At 37.0% G+C, this 18,736-nt stretch carries 15 protein-coding genes; 6 read left to right on the top strand and 9 right to left on the bottom strand.

The window, feature by feature from the left end:
* The 3 genes from AAHI02_RS20445 (at window position 1) to AAHI02_RS20435 (ending at window position 1,980) form a co-directional block, all read left to right on the top strand.
* The gene (locus tag AAHI02_RS20445) at window positions 1–681 is read left to right on the top strand and encodes a hypothetical protein (RefSeq protein ID WP_346984731.1); all 681 of its coding nucleotides are present in this window, start codon (window positions 1–3) and stop codon (window positions 679–681) included.
* A gap of 19 nt (window positions 682–700) precedes the next feature.
* Complete coding sequence (locus AAHI02_RS20440) at window positions 701–1,069, top strand: hypothetical protein (RefSeq protein ID WP_346984730.1); 369 nt, start codon at window positions 701–703, stop codon at window positions 1,067–1,069.
* 275 nt (window positions 1,070–1,344) lie between these two features.
* A complete protein-coding gene (locus tag AAHI02_RS20435) occupies window positions 1,345–1,980 on the top strand; it encodes a hypothetical protein (protein ID WP_346984729.1) in 636 nt (211 codons plus the stop codon).
* A 202-nt stretch (window positions 1,981–2,182) separates the two neighbouring features.
* Here the strand turns inward: AAHI02_RS20435 and AAHI02_RS20430 are convergent, their stop codons facing one another.
* The 4 genes from AAHI02_RS20430 to AAHI02_RS20415 form a co-directional block, all read right to left on the bottom strand.
* A complete protein-coding gene (locus tag AAHI02_RS20430; protein ID WP_346984728.1) occupies window positions 2,183–4,168 on the bottom strand; it encodes a urocanate hydratase in 1,986 nt (661 codons plus the stop codon).
* A 281-nt stretch (window positions 4,169–4,449) separates the two neighbouring features.
* Window positions 4,450–4,740, bottom strand: coding sequence for a hypothetical protein (locus AAHI02_RS20425; RefSeq protein WP_346984727.1), 291 nt, complete (start codon window positions 4,738–4,740; stop codon window positions 4,450–4,452).
* Between the two features lie 52 nt (window positions 4,741–4,792).
* A complete protein-coding gene (locus AAHI02_RS20420) occupies window positions 4,793–5,776 on the bottom strand; it encodes a D-glycerate dehydrogenase (protein WP_346984726.1) in 984 nt (327 codons plus the stop codon).
* 126 nt (window positions 5,777–5,902) lie between these two features.
* Window positions 5,903–6,556: a protein-L-isoaspartate(D-aspartate) O-methyltransferase gene (locus tag AAHI02_RS20415; protein ID WP_346984725.1), complete on the bottom strand. Its 654-nt coding sequence runs from the start codon at window positions 6,554–6,556 to the stop codon at window positions 5,903–5,905.
* 131 nt (window positions 6,557–6,687) lie between these two features.
* Between AAHI02_RS20415 and AAHI02_RS20410 the strand changes: the two genes are divergently transcribed.
* Window positions 6,688–7,650 (top strand): Gfo/Idh/MocA family oxidoreductase, encoded by a 963-nt coding sequence (locus tag AAHI02_RS20410; RefSeq protein WP_346984724.1) that lies wholly within the window; start codon window positions 6,688–6,690, stop codon window positions 7,648–7,650.
* A 55-nt stretch (window positions 7,651–7,705) separates the two neighbouring features.
* On the opposite strand, the gene AAHI02_RS20405 is transcribed toward AAHI02_RS20410, so the two are convergent.
* From AAHI02_RS20405 to rpsA, 5 genes are all read right to left on the bottom strand, one after another.
* Window positions 7,706–8,698: an alpha/beta hydrolase gene (locus AAHI02_RS20405; RefSeq protein WP_346984723.1), complete on the bottom strand. Its 993-nt coding sequence runs from the start codon at window positions 8,696–8,698 to the stop codon at window positions 7,706–7,708.
* A gap of 62 nt (window positions 8,699–8,760) precedes the next feature.
* Window positions 8,761–9,762, bottom strand: coding sequence for a DMT family transporter (locus AAHI02_RS20400; RefSeq protein ID WP_346984722.1), 1,002 nt, complete (start codon window positions 9,760–9,762; stop codon window positions 8,761–8,763).
* Between the two features lie 131 nt (window positions 9,763–9,893).
* Complete coding sequence (locus tag AAHI02_RS20395; RefSeq protein WP_346984721.1) at window positions 9,894–12,491, bottom strand: T9SS-dependent M36 family metallopeptidase; 2,598 nt, start codon at window positions 12,489–12,491, stop codon at window positions 9,894–9,896.
* 245 nt (window positions 12,492–12,736) lie between these two features.
* Entirely contained in the window at window positions 12,737–14,236 is a 1,500-nt protein-coding gene (locus tag AAHI02_RS20390; RefSeq protein ID WP_346984720.1) for a T9SS type A sorting domain-containing protein, read from the bottom strand.
* A 128-nt stretch (window positions 14,237–14,364) separates the two neighbouring features.
* Window positions 14,365–16,164: a 30S ribosomal protein S1 gene (rpsA, locus tag AAHI02_RS20385; RefSeq protein WP_346984719.1), complete on the bottom strand. Its 1,800-nt coding sequence runs from the start codon at window positions 16,162–16,164 to the stop codon at window positions 14,365–14,367.
* Between the two features lie 506 nt (window positions 16,165–16,670).
* Between rpsA and AAHI02_RS20380 the strand changes: the two genes are divergently transcribed.
* A complete protein-coding gene (locus AAHI02_RS20380) occupies window positions 16,671–17,720 on the top strand; it encodes an alpha-N-acetylglucosaminidase TIM-barrel domain-containing protein (RefSeq protein WP_346984718.1) in 1,050 nt (349 codons plus the stop codon).
* A gap of 176 nt (window positions 17,721–17,896) precedes the next feature.
* Complete coding sequence (locus tag AAHI02_RS20375; protein WP_346984717.1) at window positions 17,897–18,694, top strand: alpha-N-acetylglucosaminidase C-terminal domain-containing protein; 798 nt, start codon at window positions 17,897–17,899, stop codon at window positions 18,692–18,694.
* Window positions 18,695–18,736: the final 42 nt, after the last annotated feature.

Below are 18,736 nucleotides of genomic sequence, written 5' to 3'. Positions count from 1 at the left end.
ATGAAAAAAATTTCAGTAAACAATATTATTAAATTTAGGCAAAAAGGTGAGAAAAACCAACAAACATTTCTTAATTCTCTTAAAAGAAAAAATTTAGTTCAGGAAGCTACAGAAGGTGGAGGTGGCAATTACTGGGTTAGAAGTTTAAGTGCTATGAGTAATGCATTTAAAGATAGTAGCAATAAACCAATAAAGAATAAAATTTCCGAAATCTTGGAACTTTTTACCCCTAATTTAATAAAAAAAACAAAAGATATGTACCAAAGAAATCTTAATATCCTTCATAATTATGAAGATTTTGACTTTTCTAACTGGTTGCCTGAGACTGCAGAAATCATATCTAAAACAAGCAAAAAATCAATAATTCATTTAAACACTGTTCCAGTACAAATTACACCCAGTCAAATTTATTCATTTGAGAAAGATGAAAAAAAATGTGTTGGTGCAATTTGGTTTGTTGCTAAATTAGACAAATACAAAGAAGAAGAGCTTGGGATGTTTGCAGAAGCTCTTTATATTTACCTTTCAAATAATTTTACTGATGATTATTTAATAAATGCAGAAAATTGTCTAGTTGTAGATGTTCTTGATAAAAAAGAAGTTAATTATAAAATGATCATTGATGAGAAAATTCCATCGATATTCGATTCAACATTAAAAGCAATAAAAAAACTAATGTAACTATAAATAGAAATATCTTATGAAAATTAATTACTCTGATTTAAAAAATAAAATGACAGAAATGACAGGTTTATTGTTTACCCAGCCTGACATACAGAAAGAAGAAGCAACGGAAATTTGGATAAAGTTTCGTCAATATGGATATTATATCTATATAAACTTTGAACAGCCGTTTCCACAAAAAATTAATACGGAAAAGCTCATCGGAGCAGGTAATTCTTTGAACTGTAGTGAATATAAAAAAGATAATGAATTAACTCAATATTCCAAAACTTCAGAGGTAAATAAAATCTTAGATTTATCAATGAGTTTTAAAGGAAATAATAGTGATACGGTTCAAAAAATCAAAGATTTATTGAACAATATAAATACTCCGTTCCTGTATTAACCCGAATTGTAATAAAATAGAGAACCTGCCTCAAAGCAGGTTTTTCATATTGTGCCTTTGTGAACAAAACAATCTCAAAGATGATTCCCAATAGATTGCTCCCTTGAAAAAGCTTTTCAACTCTGCGAAATAATAAAGAATTCTCTTACTGACCTGCCATCGGGCAGGTTTTATCTAAAAACTTACACAAAAAACTGTCCGCAGGCAACCATCTTCTCTTTTTTCTGTCTTTACTATAGAGAAAGTCATTACCTATTTAACAGTAAATATTGAGTATGAAAAAAGCAATCTATATGTTAGGCTTCTTCGTAAGCTGCAATCTGTTTTTTGCACAAAAAGATCACATTGCATTTTTTGCAGGATTAGAATTACAGCCGGCGTTAAAGGGATACGCACCGGCTTTTCAAATGAATGGCAGGCTGTATGTCAATGACCGGATTTCATTGGGTGGCGCATTGGCCTATACCCAGCAGAATCATTCGGATAATTTCGGGTATCTGGCTGACCGAACAAGATCTTACCATACCACATTCAACGTACTTGCCCAAAATGACCTTATACAAAAGGAAAACTTTTCTTTAAGTGTTTATATTTCTACAGGAATGTATTTTTTAAGCCTTGTGAATCCCGATGAGACGTACACCGAAACTACTTACAATCAAATTGAGGGAGTATGGTTTGTTCATCAACAGGAAGTACCTAGAAAATTAAGCCGTGACTTGTTTTACAATATACAACCGGGTTTAGACCTCTCTTACAAGCTGGGAACGATCACCAAAGAAAAAGTAGGAATATACCTTACTTCGCGGGTCGGCTATCAGTTTGTACTGGGAAACGGGGATATTACCAATGGAACGCAACTGACCAAACCTGTTGTATCCCTGGGAATCACTTTCAATGGACCTAAATAAAAATCATGCTTACGGATTTGTGAGATCTTATAACAAATAACCTGCCCGATGGCAGGTTTTGCTATTCTTTTTAAATGTTCCTCCGTCAATTCGAGTGTTTTTTGCAGCGCAGCGGAGAAAAATGTATCGAGAACCGGTGAATGCTGTCGACTCAGCTTCTCGATACGCTTTTTTTAAAAGCTACTCGAAGTGACGGGATGCTCTAAAACAAACTTTCATCCACAAAATTCGGTAATGTTACTTTCAGTTTTGGTTCGGCTTCCATGGCTCTTTTGATGGCGAATACTGCGCCTTCGTTTCGGGCCCAGCTGCGTCGGGAAATACCGTTGTTCACGTCCCAGAAGAGCATTGATTTTAATCTTCGGTCGGCATCATCGCTGCCATCCAGCAACATTCCGAAACCGCCGTTGATCACTTCTCCCCAACCTACGCCGCCGCCGTTGTGAATGGAAACCCAGGTTGCCCCACGGAAGCTGTCGCCAATCACATTATGGATCGCCATGTCCGCCGTAAATCTGGAACCGTCATAAATATTGGAAGTCTCCCGATACGGCGAATCGGTTCCCGAAACATCGTGATGATCACGTCCCAGCACGACAGGTCCGATCTCTCCATTCTTAATGGCTTTATTGAACGCTTCGGCGATTTTCATTCTTCCTTCAGCATCAGCATAAAGGATTCTGGCCTGTGAGCCAACCACCAGCTTATTTTCCTGCGCTCCCTTAATCCACTGGATATTGTCCTTCATTTGCTGCTGGATCTCTTCAGGAGAATTCTGCTGGATTTCTTCCAGGATCTGACAGGCAATTTCATCCGTTTTCTGTAAATCTTCCGGCTTTCCGCTGGTACACACCCAACGGAACGGTCCGAAACCATAATCAAAACACATCGGTCCCATGATATCCTGAACATACGAAGGGAATTTAAACTCTCTTCCCAGTGTTGGGTTTTCCGCCATCACATCGGCTCCGGCTCTGGAAGCTTCCAGTAAGAAGGCATTTCCGTAATCGAAAAAATACGTTCCTTTAGCTGTATGCTTGTTGATTGCTTCCGCATGTCTTCTTAAGCTTTCCTGGACTTTATCTTTAAATAATTCAGGATCTTCCGCCATCATTCTGTTGGATTCCTCAAAGCTTTGCCCGACCGGATAATAGCCTCCCGCCCACGGATTGTGAAGCGAAGTCTGATCTGAACCGATATCGATTCGTACATTTTCCTGATCGAATTTTTCCCATACCTCAACGATATTTCCCAGGTAAGCCAGGGAAACTGTTTCCTTATTATCCTGGGCTTTTCTTACTCTTTCTACCAGTTCATCAAGGTTGTCATGAATTTCATTTACCCATTTCTGATCGTGACGAATTTTGGTAATCTTCGGGTTAACTTCCGCACAAACCGTAACACAGCCTGCGATATTTCCTGCTTTTGGCTGAGCTCCGCTCATTCCGCCTAAACCTGAAGTCACGAACAATCCGCCTTTTGGTTCTTTATTGATCTTTCTGAAAGCATTTAGCACGGTGATGGTTGTCCCGTGAACGATTCCCTGCGGCCCGATATACATATAGCTTCCCGCCGTCATCTGTCCGTACTGCGTTACGCCTAGGGCATTGAATTTCTCCCAGTCATCCGGTTTGGAATAGTTAGGGATCATCATTCCGTTGGTTACCACTACTCTCGGCGCATCTTTATGAGAAGGGAACAATCCCATCGGGTGTCCCGAATACATCACCAACGTCTGCTCATCGGTCATTTCTGAAAGATATTTCATTGTCAGCAGGTATTGCGCCCAGTTACTGAAAACAGCTCCGTTTCCTCCATAAGTAATCAGTTCATGAGGATGCTGTGCCACGGCATAATCCAGATTGTTCTGAATCATCAGCATGATCGCTTTCGCCTGCTCGGATTTTCCGGGATATTCTGAGATCGGTCTTGCCTTCATCTCATAATCCGGACGGAAGCGATACATATAGATTCTTCCATACTTATCAAGCTCTTCTCTGAATTCAGGCAATAATTCCGCATGAAACTGAGGATCGAAATAACGTAAAGCATTCTTCAGTGCTAGTTTTTTTTCTTCTTCCCCTAAAATTTCCTTACGTTTCGGAGCGTGGTTGATATTGGTTTCGTATGGTTTCGGCTGTGGCAAACGACTCGGAATGCCCTGCTGTATCTGTTCCTGGAAAGTCATATAAGTGTTGATCGTTGTTAATTGATGATTGATGGATTTTTTGTGGTTTTAAAGATATTCAAATTCAAAAATTCCTGCAACTAATGTTTGAAAATTCGCGATATGGTAGAATTTTCCTTTTTTGAAGATAGCGAGAACTTTTTCCACAGATACCGTACGCTTATCATAAAGCATGGAGATAAAATTTAATAAAATTTATTATGCTGTTAAGCTTTAGAATTTTTTCTATAGTTTTATTTATGGGTACATTAAAATAAAAAACCTTACCGGTTAAGGTAAGGTTATCGTATCAAGTCGTCATTTTGTTCTTCGTGATCGTCTTCATTGTCACTCAGTCCCCAATAGCTGTTTTCTTCATCTTCTCCGATGTCATCGGTTCCGGCTTCCTCATCAACCCCGGGAATATCGAGTCCTTTATCTAAAGTATCATCATCGGTATTTTCATCATAGACAGGTTTTCCGTCTCCGTCTAATGAAATATGTTCTTCCTGGCTGAATATATCTTCACTGGGTTTATAGTCTCTCTGTTCCAGTCTTCTTTCCTGTTCTTGCTCGCTGTTTTCGGGTATCATAATGTTGATTTTTTAATGTTGATTTGATGTAAACAAAAATAATTCCAAGTTTTTACGAATTGTCAGAATATATTTCAGGATTGGCGCAGGCCGGCATTTTCTGCCCTTTTGAGAAAGCGATAAGATTTTCCGCAGCAATTTTAGCCATTCCGTTTCTGGCTTCTACCGTTGCTGAACCAATGTGCGGAAGAACACAAACATTTGAAAGTTCTAAAATAGGATCATCTTTATAGATCGGTTCAGGATTGGTAACATCCAGTCCGGCGCCCCAGATTTTATGTTCAGCAAGCGCGTTATATAAGTCTTTTTGGTTATGAAAACCTCCTCTTGCTGTGTTTATGAATATTGCATTTTCTTTCATCTTTTCAAAAACAGAAGCATTAAAAAGCTCTTTCTGCTCAGGCTTGAAATTCGCATGAATACTCAGGACATCAGATGTTGAAATTAATTCTTCAAAAGAAACATATTTTGCTCCCAGCTCATTTTCTGCTTCTTCGTTTTGGTGACGATTGTGGTAAATGATCTCCATATCAAAAGCGGCTTTTGATTTCTTCGCCATCTCAAAACCTATTCTTCCAAGTCCGAAAATTCCCAGCGTTTTCCCGTAAAGTTCCTGTCCCAAAGCATGAAGCGGATCAAAATCGCCCCAGTTTCCTGATTTTACCTTTTCAAAATTGTAGCTGGCTCTTCTCGAAACCGACTGCATTAAAAGAAAAGCAACATCTGAAGTGGCTTTGCTTAGAACATCAGGCGTATTTCCTACAGGAATTTTCCGGCTGCTGGCCTCCTGGATATCCACATGATCAAAACCTACAGAATAGAGAGCAATTGCTTTAACATTCGGACAGTCATTAAAAAAGTCCTTATTATATTTAAATTCGGTTCCTACGCTTAAAATCATGTCGTGACTTTTGCAGTAGCTTAACCATTCTTCACTCGACAAATTATCATGATCCGGAATAAAAACTTCCATCCCTGCTTCCTGCAGCATATTGATTCCTATTTCAGGAATTCTTTTATTGATAAATACTTTCATTGTTTAATTATTTGAAATTTTCGGATGTTGATAATTCATCAAAAAGCAAACCACCAAAGAAAAAGTCTCATTAGTTTATAATGAGACCTGATATTTTTAACATTAAATTTTAAAAATTACAATGATTTATAAGTTCGTTTTTCCCAGCATCGGAACGAATTTGTAAGCCCCGAATTCTTCTTTTTCAAATTCGGTCGGAGAAACTTTAGTGAACCTAAATAAAACCTGCTCATCCGTAGGCCCCAAAGGAATCACCATTTTACCGCCTACTTTCAGCTGTTTAAGCAATTCTGTCGGCAAGACCGAAGCTCCGCATGTTACGATAATCTTGTCAAACGGAGCAAAAGTAGGAAGCCCGGCGAAACCGTCACCAAAACTCTGAAATTTGGGATAAAGACCCATTTCACGAAACTTCTTTTTAGAAAAATCAAAAAGATCTTTCTGCCTCTCTACTGTATAAACTAAAGCTTTCATCGCGAGTAAGACAGCAGTCTGATAACCGCAACCTGTACCGATTTCCAGTATTTTCTCCCCTTCTTTCACCTGTAAAAGTTCGGACTGTTCTGCCACTGTTGAAGGATGAGAAATCGTCTGATGAGCGAGAATAGGAAAAGCTCTGTCCTCATAAGCGAAATCTTCAAAAATACTTTCTATAAAAAGATGTCTCGGAACTTCATTCATTGCCGAAAGTACATTTTCATCCGATATTCCGATTCTGTTCCTGAGATAATCAACCAAAATCTTTCTTTTCCCTTTGTGTACAAATGAGTCTTGCGCCATTTAAATTCAGTTTAAATTTCAGGTAGTAATTTTTACAAAAGTAAAAAAACATTCAGTAATTATCAACCTAAAACCTATCATCTGTCCACCATTCTTTAAAATTCTTATCTTTACGGAAATTTAATACAGCTATGTTAAAAGCAGGTTTGGTAGGTGCCGGACATTTAGGTAAAATACATTTACGACTTCTGAATCAGTCGGATCAATATGAATTTATAGGTTTTCACGATAAAGATGCTGAAAATGGTAAAAAATTAGAAGCAGAATTCGGGTACAAATATTTTAAAAACTTTGATGAATTGCTTGAGCAGATTGATATGCTCGATATCGTAACACCGACAGTTTATCATTACGATTATGCCTTGAAAGCAATAGATAAAGGACTTCATTTTTTCATAGAAAAACCTGTAACACAAACTCTCGAGCAAGCTGAAGAAATTCTGAAGCAGTGTCTGGAAAAAGGAATTAAAGCGCAGGTAGGACATGTGGAAAGGTATAATCCTGCTTTTATCGCGACGAAAGAATATATTAAAAATCCGATGTTCATTGAGATCCACAGGCTGGCAGAATTTAATCCGCGTGGAACGGATGTTTCTGTTGTGCTGGATTTAATGATCCATGATCTTGATATTCTGTTAAGCATTGTGAAATCTAAGGTTAAAAACATACATGCCAGCGGTGTCTGCGTGGTGAGTAAAACGCCGGATATTGCCAATGCGAGAATTGAATTTGAAAACGGATGCGTGGCTAATCTTACCACTTCAAGAATCTCTATGAAAGCAATGAGAAAGAGTCGTTTTTTCCAGAAAGATGCGTACATTTCCGTTGATTTCCTTGAGAAAAAAGCTGAAGTTATCCGAATGAAAGATGCCCCGGAAACGCCGACTCCGTTTGATATGATTATTGAAAATGCTGACGGTGAGAAAAACCAGATCTTATTTGAATATCCTGATATCCAACCTAACAATGCAATTCTTGACGAATTGAATTCTTTCGCAGCTTCTATTAAAGAAAACAAAAATGTTGAAGTTTCTATAGCTGATGGAACAGAGGCACTAAAGATTGCTTTACAGATTATGGAACTTATTTCCTGATCTTTGTTAAAAAAACTACGGCTGCCAAAGATTGGCAGCCGTAGTTTTTAATGATTCATTTAATAAAACCGTATAAAGCATTCCAGAATTTATCATAGACTTCAATATGCGGAAGATGTCCTACATTTTCGAGTTCCACCAGTTGTGAACCTTTAATCTCGTTTTGCGTTTTTTTACCCAACAGCTGATATTGCCCCATTTTCGGTTGAAGTTCTTTCGGAGCTCTGTCTTTTCCGATGGCCGTTCTGTCTCTTGTTCCGATGATTAAAAGTGTAGGAACTCTGATATTCTTAAATTCGTAGCAAACCGGCTGATTGTAAATCATATCCGATGTCAGGGCCGCATCCCAAGCCACTTTAGGATAATCCGGGTGAAGTGTCCAACCGGCTATCAAATCCAGCCATGGCTGATATTCAGGTTTCCATTTATTGTCGTAATAGAATTTTAACTGGTAGTTTTTATACGATTCTGCCGTGTTTTTTAATTCCGACTGGTAGGCCTGATCAATGGTCTGATAGGATGCAAATGTTTTATAATCTTCCAATCCGATCGGGTTTTCCAGAATTAGTTTCTCTACTTTTTCAGGGTATAAAAGTGTGAATCTGGTCGCCACCATTCCGCCCATTGAATGTCCTAAAACTATTGTTTTGTCAATATTCAATTTATCGAGAATTGCTTTTGTATTTTCTGCCAACTGAGAAAATGAGAATTGGTAATGTTGTGGTTTTGATGATTTTCCAAATCCGATCTGGTCGGGAATAATTACTCTGAAACCTTTATCTGAAAGATCTTTTGCCGTTTTTTCCCAATATGCTCCGTTAAAATTTTTCCCATGAAGCAGCATAATGGTTTTTCCGTTTGGTTGCTTCGGCTGTACATCCATATAAGCCATTTTCAGGTCATTATTCTGAGATTTAAAATCCAGAAAATATACTTCAAATGGATATTGATAATTGGTTAGCTCGGCGTCAAGAGGTTTAACCTGAGAAAAAAGCATACCAGAAATTGTCAATACTATTACATTTACAATACTTCTAAAATATTTCATAAAGATTTATTTTGATATTAAAATTAAAAAAAACTGTCTCAAAAGAAACAGTTTTCATTGTTTTATTTCGGAGCTAATGTTATTTCAAATATTACACCACAGCAAGTTCTTTTTTTAGAAGGAAGATTCATTAAAACGATAGCGAAAAGAATTAATACAATTCCAATCCATTGTATCAAAACCACTTTTTCTCCCAACATTACGAAAGCCATCGTCACGGAAACGGGCAGTTCTAGTGATGAAACAATGCTTCCCAAACCCAATCCCGCATTGGGAAAACCTATATTAAATAAGATCGGCGGAATAATTGTTCCGAACAAAGCCAAGACAAAACCGTACTTCCATAGAATTGAATATCTGAAAGCATGAATATGGGTTGTATTATCTGTAAAATGCAGATAAAAACTTCGTAAACTATCACTTTGAAGCGGTCCTATCTGCGCAAAAAACAGGAATAAAAATACCACAACCGAACCGCCGGTAAGCATAATAATACTTTTTCTGAACACCGGAAGGTGTGTAGCGAGTTTATTGGAGGAGAACATTGTCAGCGTATATGAAGCGGCTGCCATCAATCCCCAAAAAATTCCTTTTATATCAAGTTTGATATCTGAATTGATCAGATTTGTTGCCAAGACTGTTCCCAATAAAACTATCAGAACTGAGATAATTTTTCTTGCATTCGGCAGCTTTTTAGTAACAAAACTTTCTACAACTACACTTAACCAAACGGATTGCATCAGCAAAACAATAGCAATAGACACATTAATATACTGAACTGCAATATAATAAAACAAACTTGTACAGCCTAAAGATGTTCCTGCCAAAAGCAGATTTCTTATTTCTCCCTGACTTGGTGACGGCAGTGTTTTTTTTGAAGTAATGGTCTGGAGAAAATTCAATAGTAAAAGCCCGACCAATCCTAATACAAACTGAGAGGTAGTAACTTCTGAAGTGGTGTAACCGTCCTCATAAGCTAGTTTTACAAAGGTTGCCAGCATTCCGTATATACTTGCACCGACCCCTACAAACAGTACTCCTTTTAGTACATTTTTCTTCTGCATGATTCATTTTTTTTAAAAGCCTGCAAAGTTACGGTTATTAAATCAAATATTTTATATAATGATTATAGGTAAAAATATTCGGCGCGAGCTTTGCTCGCGCCGAATCTAAATCTAATTGAATATTTTAAGTATTATTTTTTAACTATCAATTTTGATGACGCATCAATACCGATACCTTTTACTTTTACTACATAAGTACCATTAATCAATCTGTCAGTAGAAATTGATTTCTTAGCATCCGGAGAAATTTTGTCCTCAGATGATACTAATTTACCAGACATATCATAAATTTCAACACTTACCTTCCCTAAAGTTTTGTTTGGGAAATTGATAAAGAATTCATTTTTAGCAGGATTTGGATAAATAGAAATTGTATTTTTTACGGCCTGTACTTCATCAGTAGCCAATACACAATCTGCAGGTACTGTAAAATCTGCTATCTGGTCATTAATATCATCTGCAAGTCCTGATGATGCATTGACCCCCAGACCTCTTTTTGCAAAAGTTCTCCATATCATACAACGATCTGATCCCTGTGTAGTCGCCTGATCTGCATCCAGAATTGCATCTCTGCCATCAATAAAAGTAGGATAACAAGTCTGAAGTTTCAAAGCATCCGTTACCAGCTGTAATACTCTAGTACTACCATTGGTTGTGTTCGCCGTTACGTCTGAAGAATAACCATATTTTGCTACGTATTGCCAATGAAGATCCCACAGCATTGTTGCCCAAACAAAACCAATAGAATGCACGTCCGGAACTATTGCGCTTCCGTTATTGTATTCCATACCATTTGTATCATCGTATGTGTAATCATTAATTGTAAAATTTGGCGAATATTTAGCAGGTCTTATTCCTGTTCCTGATATTGTCTGTCCGGTAGGATAAGTACCTATACCTCTTGGTACAGAAGCATTATCTCCGGCTTTATTGGTAAGCATTAATGCAAAAAAGTCTGACCAACCTTCACCCATCTGTTCTTTATCCACGTTTGAATTGAGACAACCCGAGCCACTACCTGTTAATCTGTTTGAAATACCATGTCCATACTCGTGAGTTACTATTCCGTTATCGAAACTTCCGTCATATTTTGTATCTGCCCTCAGATCTACATTTACTACTGTATTGGCAGCAAGCTTGGTTTTCATATACTCTCCTTCAGCATTAGTAATAAGTACGGAAGGGATCGTAATAGTTGAGTTTGTTCCTCCCATATTAATTAAGGTAGAGCCATTCGCTGTATTATTATAAATAATCACGCCAATTGCGCCGGCATTTTGTGCATTTTTTACTTTAACGGCAAAGGTACATGTTGACGAACCTCCTCTTTCCACTAAACCAATCTTTCCACTCATCTCTCCCGCAGGTAATGCAGTACAAGCATTAATAACACTTGCCAATTTAATGTTTCCGGTTACTCCTACATCATTTAGTGTAGGACCAAACTCTGCGGTTCCGGCATTTACTACTCTTCCCACTGCATCCGATGGTGCATTATAGAATACTTTACGGTTTGAACCCAACCACAGATACATCTGCATGATTGGATTGTAATTATCAGGATAAGGTGCAAAATTAGCATTATTGAAGCCTCCTCCATCTTGTGATTGAGCAAATACTTCATCATCATCCAGGCCTCCATTTCCGAAATTATTGTTTTGAAAGTTTTTTGCAGATTCGGTAAACCCTAATTTATAAAAGATATCATGAACCATGTTACTTATATAAAAAAGGTTTGTGGTCGCAGCTGACAAATTTGTATAAGTCAACGCTGCCGGATTATACGGAAAATCAAAATTTCTTGTACTTCCTCCATTTGGTGAAGTTCCAAAAGTATTTTCATTATCATCTTTATCATCATAAGCGTAAACATTATTGCCTCTGGTGATTGTATAATGAGTGGATCCGTTTGAATGCCATCCTTCAGGTGACGAAGCCAAAATCCAAGGATTGCTTACTACAGATCTTGATCCGAATGTAGGAGCTTCGATAGGGAGTGGAAAAACATTGTAGGTGGCATTATCCGGAGACAGCATTACCAAATTATTTTGGCTCGTTTGAAGAGAATTATTTTCAGGCAATGAAACCATATGGCTTTCATCATGAGAATAAGAATCATCTGCAAAATTACATGATACATTAATATTAAATTTATTCAGAATACTGCCTGTATTCGCATCAATCAGATAACTCCAATGATTATTTGTTTTAGGCTCATGTAATAAGTATTCATAGGCTAGTTTTAAACTTCCAGCCTTATCATTAGTATATACAAGACGCTGTTTTGCAGCCGTCATTTTATTAGCTCCTTTTTCAAAAAAAGCCATAATAGGTAAATCTGAAATTTCAGGTTTACCAAGGTCTTCAGCAATTTTATGTAATGCTGCGTCTTTAGTAATGCCTGCAGCTTTAGGTTCTGAGCTTTTATAATCTTTAATGAAATTATCTTTATAATAAACAATTTTATTGTCTTTAATTAAGACTGTTCCAACAGAATTATAAACAGGAAGACCATTATAAGTTTGCTGAAACTTGACAATATTTCCATTCATCGACTTTGAAGTATCGACATTATCAATGACAAAGCTGTTAAGATCAGACTTTTTATAGTCACGTAGTTTATTTTGAGAAATATAATCTTTTATTAATCTTTCATTGTCTTGTGCGAATAGCACGGAAGGAAAGATTGTAGAGACTACAAATAAAAGGGGTAAAGCTACTTTTTTCATATTTACAAATAAAGCCGCTAATCTACAAATAATTACTATTAAAACAATAATATATTTGAAATTATTTAATCCTATCGATATACAAAACTTCTCTTATTTTAAAATTCAGAATTAACAAATAAATAAAACTTAAAAAATCCGAGTTATAATTTAATCGGTTGTAAATTAATACAAAATCCTCTTACATAAACTGCCCCAAAAAGTTAAAACTTTCCGGGGCAGTGTAATGAAAGACTGTTAATTAATTATTTCTTAATAATCTTTTCAGTCATTATTTTATTATTATCAGAAATTATCTTTATTAAATACACCCCTTGTTTTTGAGAGCTTATATCAACATTTAATTCTTTCGAATTTCTGAATACTTTATTATAAATCACATTTCCAGTCAGATCAACAATCTGCATTAAACCATTTTCAGGCTCTTTATTCAGGATAACCTTAAAAATACCGTTTGTAGGATTTGGAGTAATCTGGAATTGTTGAGCAGATTCAGCGACAATATTTTTCTTAAAGTGGTTCGGATCTGCATTCCTGTCAACCTTATATTCTTTTTTATGTTGTGGAGCTTTTTGAGAAGCAGACTTATTACAGCTTATAAAATCGATATCGTAACTAAAGAACGGATAGTTGTTCCAACTGGATGTATGATAAATCGTTCCTCCGACTTCATAGGTCAACATAAGAAGAAACTTAAACTGTCCGACCATAGCACTTCCCGGAACGCTGCTGAAATCAGCAGGTACCATCCATTGCCAGAATTCCGTAGGTGATGTGTAGGTTGGATTATACGAGACTGGATATTGATCTCCCGTCGTAAGGCTTACTATAGACAGATCCAAGCTTACAAAATTCGCTCCCGGAGGTAAGTTGTAGCTTCCGAAGACAGATTGCACCGAATTCAGGCCACCACAATTATTAGGCTCGTAAAACATTTCCAGAGATCCGCCTCCTGAATTATCACAAACATTTTGAGTAATTTCAAGAATTTCATTGGCATCTAATATGAAATCTGATTTTCCGAAATAAAGCCTTGGCAAAATACCAAAATCAATATCATCCGTATTGCTTTCTACAGGTCCGGTATAAGAGCCTCCTGCACTCGCAATAGAAGCTCCTGCTTGCGTAGAATAGCTATCCGGACTCATATGCACAACCGCAAATCTTGCTTTTCTTTCTTTTTTAAAGATCGATACATTTTTAAATGCTCCGGGATCTGCCAAAGTAGAATTGTAATAATTTACCAAATAAGACCCGCTTACCAGATCTCCTGCTGATCGTTGTGCATCTGTAAAAAGAATAATTACTAAATTAGAATCAGGATTTTTGTTCAATGTGGTCTGCGGGCTTACAATATCCGGGCTGAAGTTATTATCCAAAGCCATTCCGATAAGTCCTAAAGCTTCATGAAAATGGTCACCCACATCTAATCTTCTGATGAAGCTCTGTGCCGTCACAATATTATTGGTAAAATCAGATTCTATATAAATTCTTGGATTGTAACTTGAATTGGACTGACCATACAGCCCAGTACCATAATGGGTGACAGCGACTCTATTTTTAGGGTGACATGCAAGAATATTCTCTATTAGTTTCTTAGCACTTACGCTTATTTCGTTATACCGTTGGCTGCTTATAGAGCCACTATTATCGATACAAATAATAAAGTCAGTACTGGTTTGAGCATTAAGAAAATTCATGAATGTTAAAAATGCCATGAGCATGAGTAGAAAAAGTTTTTTCATAGTTAAAAAGTTTTGTTATTTGGTTAAGCTAAAGATAATAAATTTTCTTACATCGGTGACATATTTAAATTAAAAAATAAAAAAAGCCACTCAATTGAGTGGCTCATATTTTAAAATGGGTTTAAAGATTATTTACCTTCTTCCATTTTTCTTTTTAATTCTGCTAATGCATCGATATCACCTAAAGTTGATCTTTCTTCGTTGTTTGAAGAAGACGATGTATTATTAGATCTGTTGTTAGAGTTATCTCTTACATTTTTCTTCTCTTCATCTCTGAAGATCCCTGTATGAGAAACTACTACTCTTTTGAATTCTTTGTTGAATTCAATCACTTTGAAATCAGCTTCTTCACCTTTTTTGATTTTAGATCCGTCTTCCTTCTCTAATAATCTTGATGGGCAGAAAGCTTCAACCTCAGCATCTTCGAACTGTACAGAAGCACCTTTATCATGTACTTCTACCGCTTTACCAGCGTGGATCGTTCCTTCAGCATATTTGGTTTCGAATGCATCCCAAGGGTTTTCAGTCAATTGCTTGTGGCCTAGAGATAATCTTCTAGCCTGGATGTCTAGTTCAAGAACTACAACATCTAGCTTATCACCAACTGCACAGAATTCAGATGGGTGCTTGATTTTCTTAGTCCAAGAAAGATCAGAGATGTAGATTAAACCGTCGATACCTTCTTCTAATTCTACGAATACTCCGAAGTTAGTGAAGTTTCTTACAGTTCCTACATGCTTAGATCCTACAGGATATTTAGCTTCGATATTTTCCCATGGATCTTTGCTTAATTGCTTGATACCCAAAGAAATTTTTCTGTCTTCTCTGTCTAAAGTTAATACTTCAGCTTCTACTTCATCACCTACTTTCACGAAGTCACCGGCAGATCTCAAGTGAGTAGACCAAGACATTTCAGAAACGTGGATTAATCCTTCAACACCAGGAGCGATTTCTACGAATGCACCATAGTCAGCAAGAACAACTACTTTTCCTTTTACTTTATCACCAACTTTAAGGTCAGCAGAAAGAGCATCCCAAGGATGAGCTTCTAATTGCTTCATACCCAATTGGATTCTTGTTTTCTCATCATCAAAGTCAAGGATAACCACTTTTACAGTCTGTCCGTCCTCAAGGATTTCAGATGGGTGGTTCACTCTAGACCAGGAAAGGTCTGTAATGTGGATCAATCCGTCTACACCTCCTAAGTCAATGAATACACCGTAAGAAGTAATATTCTTAACAGTACCTTCAAGAACCTGTCCTTTTTCTAACTGAGCGATGATTTCTTTTTTCTGACCTTCGATATCTGCTTCGATCAATGCTTTGTGAGATACAACTACGTTTTTGAACTCAGGGTTGATTTTCACAACTTTGAACTCCATAGTTTTACCTACGAACTGATCGTAATCTTTGATTGGCTTAACGTCGATCTGAGAACCAGGTAAGAATGCTTCGATTCCGTGTACGTCAACGATCATACCTCCTTTAGTTCTAGACTTAACAAAACCGTTTACGATTTCACCTGTTTCGTGAAGTTCGTTTACTTTATCCCAAGCTTTAAGCGTTCTTGCTTTTCTGTGAGATAACTGTAACTGACCAGTTTTGTCTTCTCTTCTGTCAACCATTACTTCTACCTCGTCACCTACTTTAAGGCCTTGGTTGTAACGGAATTCGTTAAGAGAAATAACACCTTCAGATTTGAAGTTGATGTCTACGATAGCTTCCTTGTCAGTTAATCTTACAACTTTCCCAACTAAAACGTCGTTATCGCTTAGGTTGTTAAGAGATCCGTTGTAGATTTCCTCAAGATCACTTTTCTCTTTTCTAGCATCAGCATCAAGACCAGATTCGAAAGAATCCCAGTCAAATTGTTCAGGTGCTACGTTTTGATTTAATAATAATTCTGCTGAATTTGTCTCTTTTGACATAATTCTAATAAAATTTGTATTCCTTCTCTTTCAACGGTCTGAATAAATGTGAATTGAAAAATACGGAAGTAATTAATTTTTAGTTATTTACTTTTCAAACCTTTTCGCCACAAAAGTGGGTGCAAATATAGTAATTTTATTTAAGATAAACAACAATTCAGAATTTTGATTTTTAACCTGTAATTGATTGATTTTCAGATTTAATTTAATAGTATTTACGCAGTTTTGACTTATACAATTCAAGAATTTCATGCTACCTTTCAATGGATGAGTTGATGACTCAATAGCTAATTATCAAAATGAGACAATATTTTTTTTATCTTTAACCTTAAATTTTTGAATGATGAAAAAGCTCGTTTCTTTACTGCTAATTCTGATTACCCGTTTATTGTATGCACAAAATGATACCGAAGCGGCCAAAGCACTTCTGATGCGAATAGCCCCGGCATATAAAGATAAAATAATATTCAAAAAAGAAATGGGTCCCGGAAAGGATTTCTACCAGCTTGAGTACAAAAAAAGACCACCTTATCATCACAGCGAATTCCGCAAATTCTATGGCGGTAGGATTAAATTTTTTCCTTATAACTTATTGCAAAACCTCTGTTTCATGGTATGCCGATAACCGGATAGAAGTTCCCGCAGAATTTCCTAAACTCTCAGGAACTGTAAAAAATGAATCTCGCGTTAATAACCGTTTTTTTCTGAATTACTGCACATTCGGCTACACAATGCCCTGGTGGAAATGGAAAGACTGGGAACGCTTCATCGACTGGATGGCACTGAATGGCGTTAATCTCCCTCTTGCCATAACCGGCCAGGAAAAAATATGGCTGAATGTATGGAAAAAATTCGGATTTTCAGAAGAGGAAATCAGAAGCTATTTCACCGGTCCAGCTTATCTCCCATGGCACAGAATGGCCAATATTGATCACTGGGAAGGGCCGCTGCCCGTGTCATGGATTGACGGACAGGCCGAACTGCAACAAAAGATCTTGAAAAGAGAGCGTGAACTGAACATGAAACCGGTCTTGCCGGCCTTTGCAGGACACATACCAAAGATTCTCAAAGATAAATTTCCGAATGCAAAGATTACTTCGCTGGGAGAATGGGGAGATTTTGACCGGAAATATGAAAGCTATTTTCTCGATTCCTTTGACCCGCTTTTTGAAAAAATTCAGGAAGAATTTCTTAAAGAGCAGACTAAATTGTTCGGAACAGATCACATCTACGGAACAGATCCTTTCAATGAAGTCACGCCGCCAAGCTGGGAACCACAAGATCTTGCCAATGTATCAAAACACATTTATACATCAATGGCTAAAGTAGATGAAAAAGCACAATGGCTGCAAATGGGATGGATATTTTATTTTCAAAAAGATAAATGGACCACCGAAAGGATAAAGGCTTTCCTACAGGCAGTTCCACAAGACAAAATGATTCTTTTGGATTATTATTGCGATCACACTGAAATATGGAAAACTACCGATTCCTTTTTTTGGTCAGCCTTATATCTGGTGCTATCTCGGAAACTTTGGAGGAAATACCTCTATTAAAGGAAACCTGGCTGAAATTGATAAAAGAATTGAAAATACATATCAAAACGGGGGTAAAAACCTCTGGGGACTAGGAGCCACGCTGGAAGGCTTTGGAAACAATCCGATGATGTATGAATTTGTTTTAAATAAGGCCTGGACGCATTCAAAATCAAAAGAAGAATTTATATCAAATTATGCCCATTCCAGATCAGGAAGCACAGATTCTCAAACATCCGAAGCCTGGAAAATTTTATCAGAAAAAAATCTATACCGAATCCGCAGATTTGGGAAATGCAGATCTTACCAATTCCAAACCGGTTTTTGAAAAATCAGGCAGCTGGACGACCAATTTCACCATCACTTACAGCAACAAAGATCTGCTGCAAGCCTGGAAACTTCTGATTGATAGTAAATCAGATACCGATAATTTTAAGGACGATCTTGTAGTCGTGGGAAAACAAGTCATAGGAAATTATTTTCCGGTGCTGAGAGATTCATTTACCCTAGCCTATCGTAAAAAAGACATTCCAGCGATGAAAGAATCAGGAAAAAAAATGCTGGATCTTATTAGTGATATAGATCTGTTGTTATCTGCCAACAAGAATTTTCTGGTTGGAAAATGGATTAATGATGCTAAGGCAATGACAGATATTCCCGGTGAAAAGGCTTATTATGAAAAGGATGCGAGAAAAATCATTACCGTTTGGGGAGAAAAAGGGAAAGGATTGAATGACTACGGCAACCGTTCTATTTCCGGACTCATGAAAGATTATTATGGTGAAAGATGGCGGATCTTTATTAATGCTTCAATCAAAAGTGTTGAACGAAACATTCCGGTCGATGAAAAAGAAATCCTGAAAAAAGTAAATGACTTCTCCTGGGAATGGAGTGAGAAACAAAACTCTTATCCGGACCAGCCTCATGGTGACGCAAAAAAAATCAGCAAATTATTATATCAGAAATATGCACTTTTAATATTAAATACCAAATAGATGGAAAAAAAGCAAACGTTCTCTTTCGCTTGACGTTTTCCG

This window comes from Chryseobacterium sp. POE27 (assembly GCF_039727685.1).
In the GTDB taxonomy this organism is placed as follows: domain Bacteria; phylum Bacteroidota; class Bacteroidia; order Flavobacteriales; family Weeksellaceae; genus Chryseobacterium.
Note: the sequence above shows the minus strand (reverse complement) of the source record. Positions and strands in the feature narration are given on the sequence as shown.

What these genes read in the sequence shown, in the direction of transcription:
- AAHI02_RS20405 (WP_346984723.1), bottom strand. Translation starts at nt 8,698, where the DNA reads ATGAAATATTTTAGAAGTATTGTAAATGTAATAGTATTGACAATTTCT.
- AAHI02_RS20435 (WP_346984729.1), top strand. Translation starts at nt 1,345, where the DNA reads ATGAAAAAAGCAATCTATATGTTAGGCTTCTTCGTAAGCTGCAATCTG.
- AAHI02_RS20420 (WP_346984726.1), bottom strand. Translation starts at nt 5,776, where the DNA reads ATGAAAGTATTTATCAATAAAAGAATTCCTGAAATAGGAATCAATATG.
- AAHI02_RS20395 (WP_346984721.1), bottom strand. Translation starts at nt 12,491, where the DNA reads ATGAAAAAAGTAGCTTTACCCCTTTTATTTGTAGTCTCTACAATCTTT.
- AAHI02_RS20425 (WP_346984727.1), bottom strand. Translation starts at nt 4,740, where the DNA reads ATGATACCCGAAAACAGCGAGCAAGAACAGGAAAGAAGACTGGAACAG.
- AAHI02_RS20410 (WP_346984724.1), top strand. Translation starts at nt 6,688, where the DNA reads ATGTTAAAAGCAGGTTTGGTAGGTGCCGGACATTTAGGTAAAATACAT.
- AAHI02_RS20430 (WP_346984728.1), bottom strand. Translation starts at nt 4,168, where the DNA reads ATGACTTTCCAGGAACAGATACAGCAGGGCATTCCGAGTCGTTTGCCA.
- AAHI02_RS20415 (WP_346984725.1), bottom strand. Translation starts at nt 6,556, where the DNA reads ATGGCGCAAGACTCATTTGTACACAAAGGGAAAAGAAAGATTTTGGTT.
- rpsA (WP_346984719.1), bottom strand. Translation starts at nt 16,164, where the DNA reads ATGTCAAAAGAGACAAATTCAGCAGAATTATTATTAAATCAAAACGTA.
- AAHI02_RS20375 (WP_346984717.1), top strand. Translation starts at nt 17,897, where the DNA reads ATGCCCATTCCAGATCAGGAAGCACAGATTCTCAAACATCCGAAGCCT.
- AAHI02_RS20400 (WP_346984722.1), bottom strand. Translation starts at nt 9,762, where the DNA reads ATGCAGAAGAAAAATGTACTAAAAGGAGTACTGTTTGTAGGGGTCGGT.
- AAHI02_RS20445 (WP_346984731.1), top strand. Translation starts at nt 1, where the DNA reads ATGAAAAAAATTTCAGTAAACAATATTATTAAATTTAGGCAAAAAGGT.
- AAHI02_RS20390 (WP_346984720.1), bottom strand. Translation starts at nt 14,236, where the DNA reads ATGAAAAAACTTTTTCTACTCATGCTCATGGCATTTTTAACATTCATG.
- AAHI02_RS20440 (WP_346984730.1), top strand. Translation starts at nt 701, where the DNA reads ATGAAAATTAATTACTCTGATTTAAAAAATAAAATGACAGAAATGACA.